Raw genomic sequence first — 4,544 nt, forward strand, 5'->3', positions numbered from 1 at the left:
AGGGCGTGTATGGGAGTTGTTCGCCGGCCGCGCCGGGTGCCGGGCTGGCCCGAGCCGGGCTGGTTTGGCGTGGGGATGGGTAGGCTCGGGACTGCCGGTCCGGATGGAGCACGGTGAGCCCGGAGCCAGACCGCCCGTTTCCCGGACGGCGCGTCTTCCGGCTGCCGCGTCTTTCCACTGGCGCAGCAGCTGCCGGGCGGACCCTGCGCGCGCCCGCGACGGGGTTCGGTCGAGCAATGGCGATCTTGGGCGGGAGAACGTGTCCAACGGCTTCAGTCGTACCAAAGACGGCATCCAGGTAGTCCTCGGTCCGCTCGAGGCGACCCTGTTGATCGATTTGATCGGTCAGATCGACGCGCTGTTGGAACCACCGCCGGTGGACGACCCGCTGGAGGCGATCGTCGGGTTGCGCGCTGTCGCGCCACCGCCGCCGGACGATCCGGCGGTGGCGCGGCTCCTGCCCGACGCCTATCCCGACGATCCTGATGCCGGGGCCGACTACCGCAGGCGGACATCGGACGATCTCCGTGCGGGTAAGCGCGCCGCCGCGCGCCGGGTGCTGGCCAGTGTCCCCGCGACCGGCGGGCGGACCCTGCTCGATGATGATCAGATCCAGGACTGGCTGGTCACCCTCAATGATCTGCGACTGGTGTTCGGCACCCGGCTCAACCTGGTCGACGATGCCTCCGCCGACGCTCTCTACACGGTCGAGAGTGACGATCCACGCAGACCTGTGGTCGAGCTGTACCTGTTCCTCGGTGACATGCAGAACCAGCTTGTGCATGCGCTGTTGTGAAGCGGGGCGGGTCCTGCGCGCCATGTCGCTCTGACGGGCATCCCGCCGTGGATGCCACTCGTCGTACGGTGGGCCCGTGCTGCGTATCGAACGAGCAGTCTATGAGGCCATCGTCGCCCACGCCCGGCGAGACCACCCCGACGAGGCCTGCGGGATTGTGGCGGGGCCGGCCGGTTCGGACCGGCCGGAGCGTTTCGTGGCGATGCGAAACGCGGAGCGGTCGCCCACGTTCTACCGGTTCGACTCCATCGAGCAGCTTAAGGTCTGGCGTGTGATGGACGACCGGGACGAAGAGCCAGTGGTGATCTATCATTCACATACCGCAACCGAGGCGTACCCCTCCCGGACGGACATCTCGCTGGCCTCGGAACCGAACGCCCATTATGTTCTCGCGTCCACCCGTGATCCCGAGCACACCGAGGTCCGGTCGTATCGCATCGTCGACGGAGCCGTCACAGAGGAACCCGTGGAAATCGTCTGAGGCATGCGACGCGCTGGGTGGCTGGCGTGCTCCCCGGCGCGGCGGCGAGCCAGCCGTGCCCGCGCGCGGCGGCCCCGGGCGAACCGGCCGGGATCCTGGTACCCCTCCCGTCGGTTCCCCGCGTGGCTGTCACACCGATGCGGATGTCTGTTGTTGTGGTATCGGGCGCGTCGCCCCAGCGGAGATGATGAAGAACTCGGCCGTGTCCGGCGGCGCCGAGCGACACTGAGCAACATCGTGTAACACCGAGAGGAGCACCAATGGCAATCCAGGTCCGCGTTCCGACGATCCTGCGCAGCTACACGGGTGGGTCCAAGGTCGTCGAGGGCGCTGGTGGCACCCTCGACGCGCTGTTCACCGACATCGACAGCCGTTTCCCGGGTCTGCGAGGCCGGCTCGTCTCCGCGGATGGCGGTGGTGAGCTGCATCGCTTCGTGAACATCTACGTCAACGATGAGGACGTCCGTTTCCTCGGCGGTCTCGACGCAAAGATCACCGATGGTGACAGCATAACCATCCTGCCCGCCGTCGCCGGGGGCTCCACCGATGATCGAGCCGCCTTTGGCCGACTAGCAGGCAGGTAGGTCAGCGGAACCGATGCGTTTCGACTCTCTGGTGGACTCGGTCGGCCGCACCCCGCTGGTGGGTCTGCCGAGGCTGTCACCGTCACCGGACGTCCGCCTGTGGGCCAAGCTGGAACAGGACAACCCGACCGGTTCCATCAAGGACCGCGCGGCCCTATGGATGATCATGGATGGTGAGAAGCGCGGCATCCTCGCGTCCGGCGCGACCGTCCTCGAGCCGACCTCGGGCAACACCGGTATCTCGCTGGCTATGGTCTGTCGCCAGCGTGGCTACCGACTGATCTGTGTGATGCCCGAGAACACCTCTGTCGAGCGGCGCCAGCTGCTCGCCATGTGGGGTGCCGAGATCGTCTACTCACCCGCGGCCGGCGGCTCGAACGAGGCCGTCGCCGTGGCCAAGCGGCTGGCGGCCGAACATCCCGAGTGGGTGATGCTTTACCAGTACGGCAATCCGGCGAACGCGCAGGCGCATTATGAGACGACCGGGCCGGAGCTTCTCGAAGATCTCCCGACCATCACCCACTTTGTCGCGGGTCTCGGCACCACCGGGACGCTGATGGGCACCGGACGTTTCCTCGGCGAACGAGTACCTGGTATCCGGATCATCGCCGCGGAACCCCGGTACGGCGAGATTGTCTACGGTCTCCGTAACATTGATGAAGGATTCATTCCCGAGCTTTACGACGAGAGTGTGCTTACTACCCGTATATCCGTGGGCCCAAAAGAGTCACTGCGTCGGACTCGGGAGCTGGTCGAGATGGAAGGGATCTTCGCTGGGATCTCGACTGGATGCATCCTGCATGCGGCCCTGATCGAGGCCGAGAAGTGTGTGCGGGCCGGGCAGCGTGCCGATATCGCCATCATCGTCTGTGACGGTGGCTGGAAGTACCTGTCCACCGGCGCCTACGCGGGCACCCTGGAGGAGGCGGAGGCGGCGTTGGAGGGCCAGCTCTGGGCATGATCGGAAGATGTGCGGGCGTACCGGCCCAGCGATCCGATGTGGTAATGGTCACGATTTTCTGTCCGGTGGCCCGGGAGCCGTTGGGATGCCTACGCGGATCGGGGTGTCCAAAATTCGACAGGGGTATCGTGACCACTGCCACAGGGTGAAAACAGGATTTCGGGCTTAGTCTGATCGCTCATGAGCGGCGCGCCCATCGGGGTATTCGACAGCGCGGGCGACGGCCACGTCGGTGTGCGGGCGATGCTCGATCAGCTTCCGCCCGGCTCCACCGGTCGTCCCGCCGCTGGCATGCGGCTCGGTCCCAGCGGATCACGGCTGTCGGCCGAGCCAGGCCGGCGGGCCGACGGTCCCGCGGCCGCGGCCAGGCGGTGCGGCGGGGGACCCGGTGACATCCGGCCGATTGAGGTGACCCCTCGTATGGCCGTTGCGGGCGCCGGTGGTGCCCGTGCGCATGCCTCCCCAACCAGGGCTGCCGCCCGGCGTATGGGCGTGACCCGCCCCGCTTTCATGGACGTGATCGAACGTGGTGATACGGACAGCCGACAGTTGCCGGAACTGACCAGGGCTTATCTGGCGCCATTTCAGGAAGTCGATGTGGACACAATAATCCCGGGTTGCACCCGTTATCCTTTGTTGACCGGCGTCATCGGCTTTTTTATGGGAGAGGGCGTCACATTGGCGAGCAGCAGGCAAGAAATCGTGCAGGGTCCCCGCCGGGAGCCGGCCCGGTTCGGTACGGCGGCGTGGCCCCGGCCCGTCGTGGCGGGAGCCCGGCCGGCGGGATCGGGGGTGACTCGATGAAGCTCACCGTGCTGGGATGTTCGGGCACCTATCCGGGGCCCCGGTCGGCGTGTTCGTCCTATCTGATCGAGTCCGGCGGCTTCCGGCTCGTGGTGGACGCCGGGAACGGGTCCATGGGCGAACTGCAGCGGCACTGCGACCTGCGGGACGTCGACGCGGTGCTCATTTCCCATCTGCATGGCGACCACTGCCTTGATCTTGTGGTGAATGCCTACGCCCGTCGTTACCATCCCGAGGGGATGCCCCCGAAGCTTCCGGTCTACGGGCCGATCAATACCCAGGAACGCCTGTGCGCGGCGTTCGAGCGTTGGCCCGATGATTCTCTGGCTGATATCTATGATTTTCGGACGATCAGTCCGGGGCGGTTGAACGTGGGTCCTTTCCGGATCGATCTGGAAAGGGTGTCGCATCCGGTTGAGGCCTTCGGCATGCGCTTGACAGCCGACGGGCGCTCGCTGACCTACTCGGGTGACACCAGCGCCTGCGATCAGCTTCTCCAGCTTGCCCGGGAGGCTGACCTGTTCCTGTGCGAGGCGGCCTACCTGGATGTCCAGGACAACCCGCCGGGCATTCACCTGTCGGGCCGCGAGGCGGGGGAGCACGCCACCAAGGCGGACGTCGGGCGCCTCGTGCTCACCCATCTCGTGCCCTGGGGCGACATGCAGCGTAGTCAGGAGGAGGCGGCGGGCACGTTCGACGGCCCGCTGAGCCTCGCTGAGACCGGCGCCGTCTACGAGATCTAGCCGTCAGGGAGCCGCGTCCAGGTGGTTGCTGGCACGGCCGCGGGCCACACCGATACCGGATGAGGTGTATCGGTGTGGCCGAGAACGCGGCCAGGGGCCGCTTGGGCGCGGCGGGCCGGCGTCGCCATCCGTGGGATGCCGCCCGCCATGGCTGTGATGTCCGCTTGGTGGTCGG

Annotated in this window: 6 protein-coding genes; all 6 read left to right on the forward strand. The window is 66.7% G+C overall.

The annotated features are described in order from the left end of the window. The first annotated feature begins 259 nt into the window (after positions 1–259). The 6 genes from MJ785_RS17235 (at position 260) to MJ785_RS17260 (ending at position 4,369) form a co-directional block, all read left to right on the forward strand. Positions 260–796 carry a DUF2017 domain-containing protein gene (locus MJ785_RS17235; protein WP_239308671.1) on the forward strand — a complete coding sequence of 179 codons (537 nt, stop codon included), beginning with the start codon at positions 260–262 and terminating at the stop codon, positions 794–796. A 76-nt stretch (positions 797–872) separates the two neighbouring features. Then, the gene (locus MJ785_RS17240; protein WP_239308672.1) at positions 873–1,277 is read left to right on the forward strand and encodes a Mov34/MPN/PAD-1 family protein; all 405 of its coding nucleotides are present in this window, start codon (positions 873–875) and stop codon (positions 1,275–1,277) included. Between the two features lie 260 nt (positions 1,278–1,537). Then, a complete protein-coding gene (locus MJ785_RS17245) occupies positions 1,538–1,861 on the forward strand; it encodes a MoaD/ThiS family protein (RefSeq protein WP_239308673.1) in 324 nt (107 codons plus the stop codon). A gap of 13 nt (positions 1,862–1,874) precedes the next feature. Beyond that, positions 1,875–2,822, forward strand: coding sequence for a PLP-dependent cysteine synthase family protein (locus MJ785_RS17250; protein WP_239308674.1), 948 nt, complete (start codon positions 1,875–1,877; stop codon positions 2,820–2,822). Between the two features lie 180 nt (positions 2,823–3,002). After that, positions 3,003–3,626 carry a hypothetical protein gene (locus MJ785_RS22355; RefSeq protein WP_370651441.1) on the forward strand — a complete coding sequence of 208 codons (624 nt, stop codon included), beginning with the start codon at positions 3,003–3,005 and terminating at the stop codon, positions 3,624–3,626. Further along, complete coding sequence (locus MJ785_RS17260; RefSeq protein WP_239308675.1) at positions 3,623–4,369, forward strand: MBL fold metallo-hydrolase; 747 nt, start codon at positions 3,623–3,625, stop codon at positions 4,367–4,369. Before MJ785_RS22355 ends, MJ785_RS17260 begins: the two co-directional genes overlap by 4 nt. The last annotated feature ends 175 nt before the right edge of the window (positions 4,370–4,544 follow it).

Origin of the sequence: Protofrankia sp. CiT1, from assembly GCF_917627335.1 — a bacterium.
GTDB lineage: Bacteria > Actinomycetota > Actinomycetes > Frankiales > Frankiaceae > Protofrankia.

What these genes read in the sequence shown, in the direction of transcription:
- MJ785_RS17260 (WP_239308675.1), top strand. Translation starts at nt 3,623, where the DNA reads ATGAAGCTCACCGTGCTGGGATGTTCGGGCACCTATCCGGGGCCCCGG.
- MJ785_RS22355 (WP_370651441.1), top strand. Translation starts at nt 3,003, where the DNA reads ATGAGCGGCGCGCCCATCGGGGTATTCGACAGCGCGGGCGACGGCCAC.
- MJ785_RS17250 (WP_239308674.1), top strand. Translation starts at nt 1,875, where the DNA reads ATGCGTTTCGACTCTCTGGTGGACTCGGTCGGCCGCACCCCGCTGGTG.
- MJ785_RS17245 (WP_239308673.1), top strand. Translation starts at nt 1,538, where the DNA reads ATGGCAATCCAGGTCCGCGTTCCGACGATCCTGCGCAGCTACACGGGT.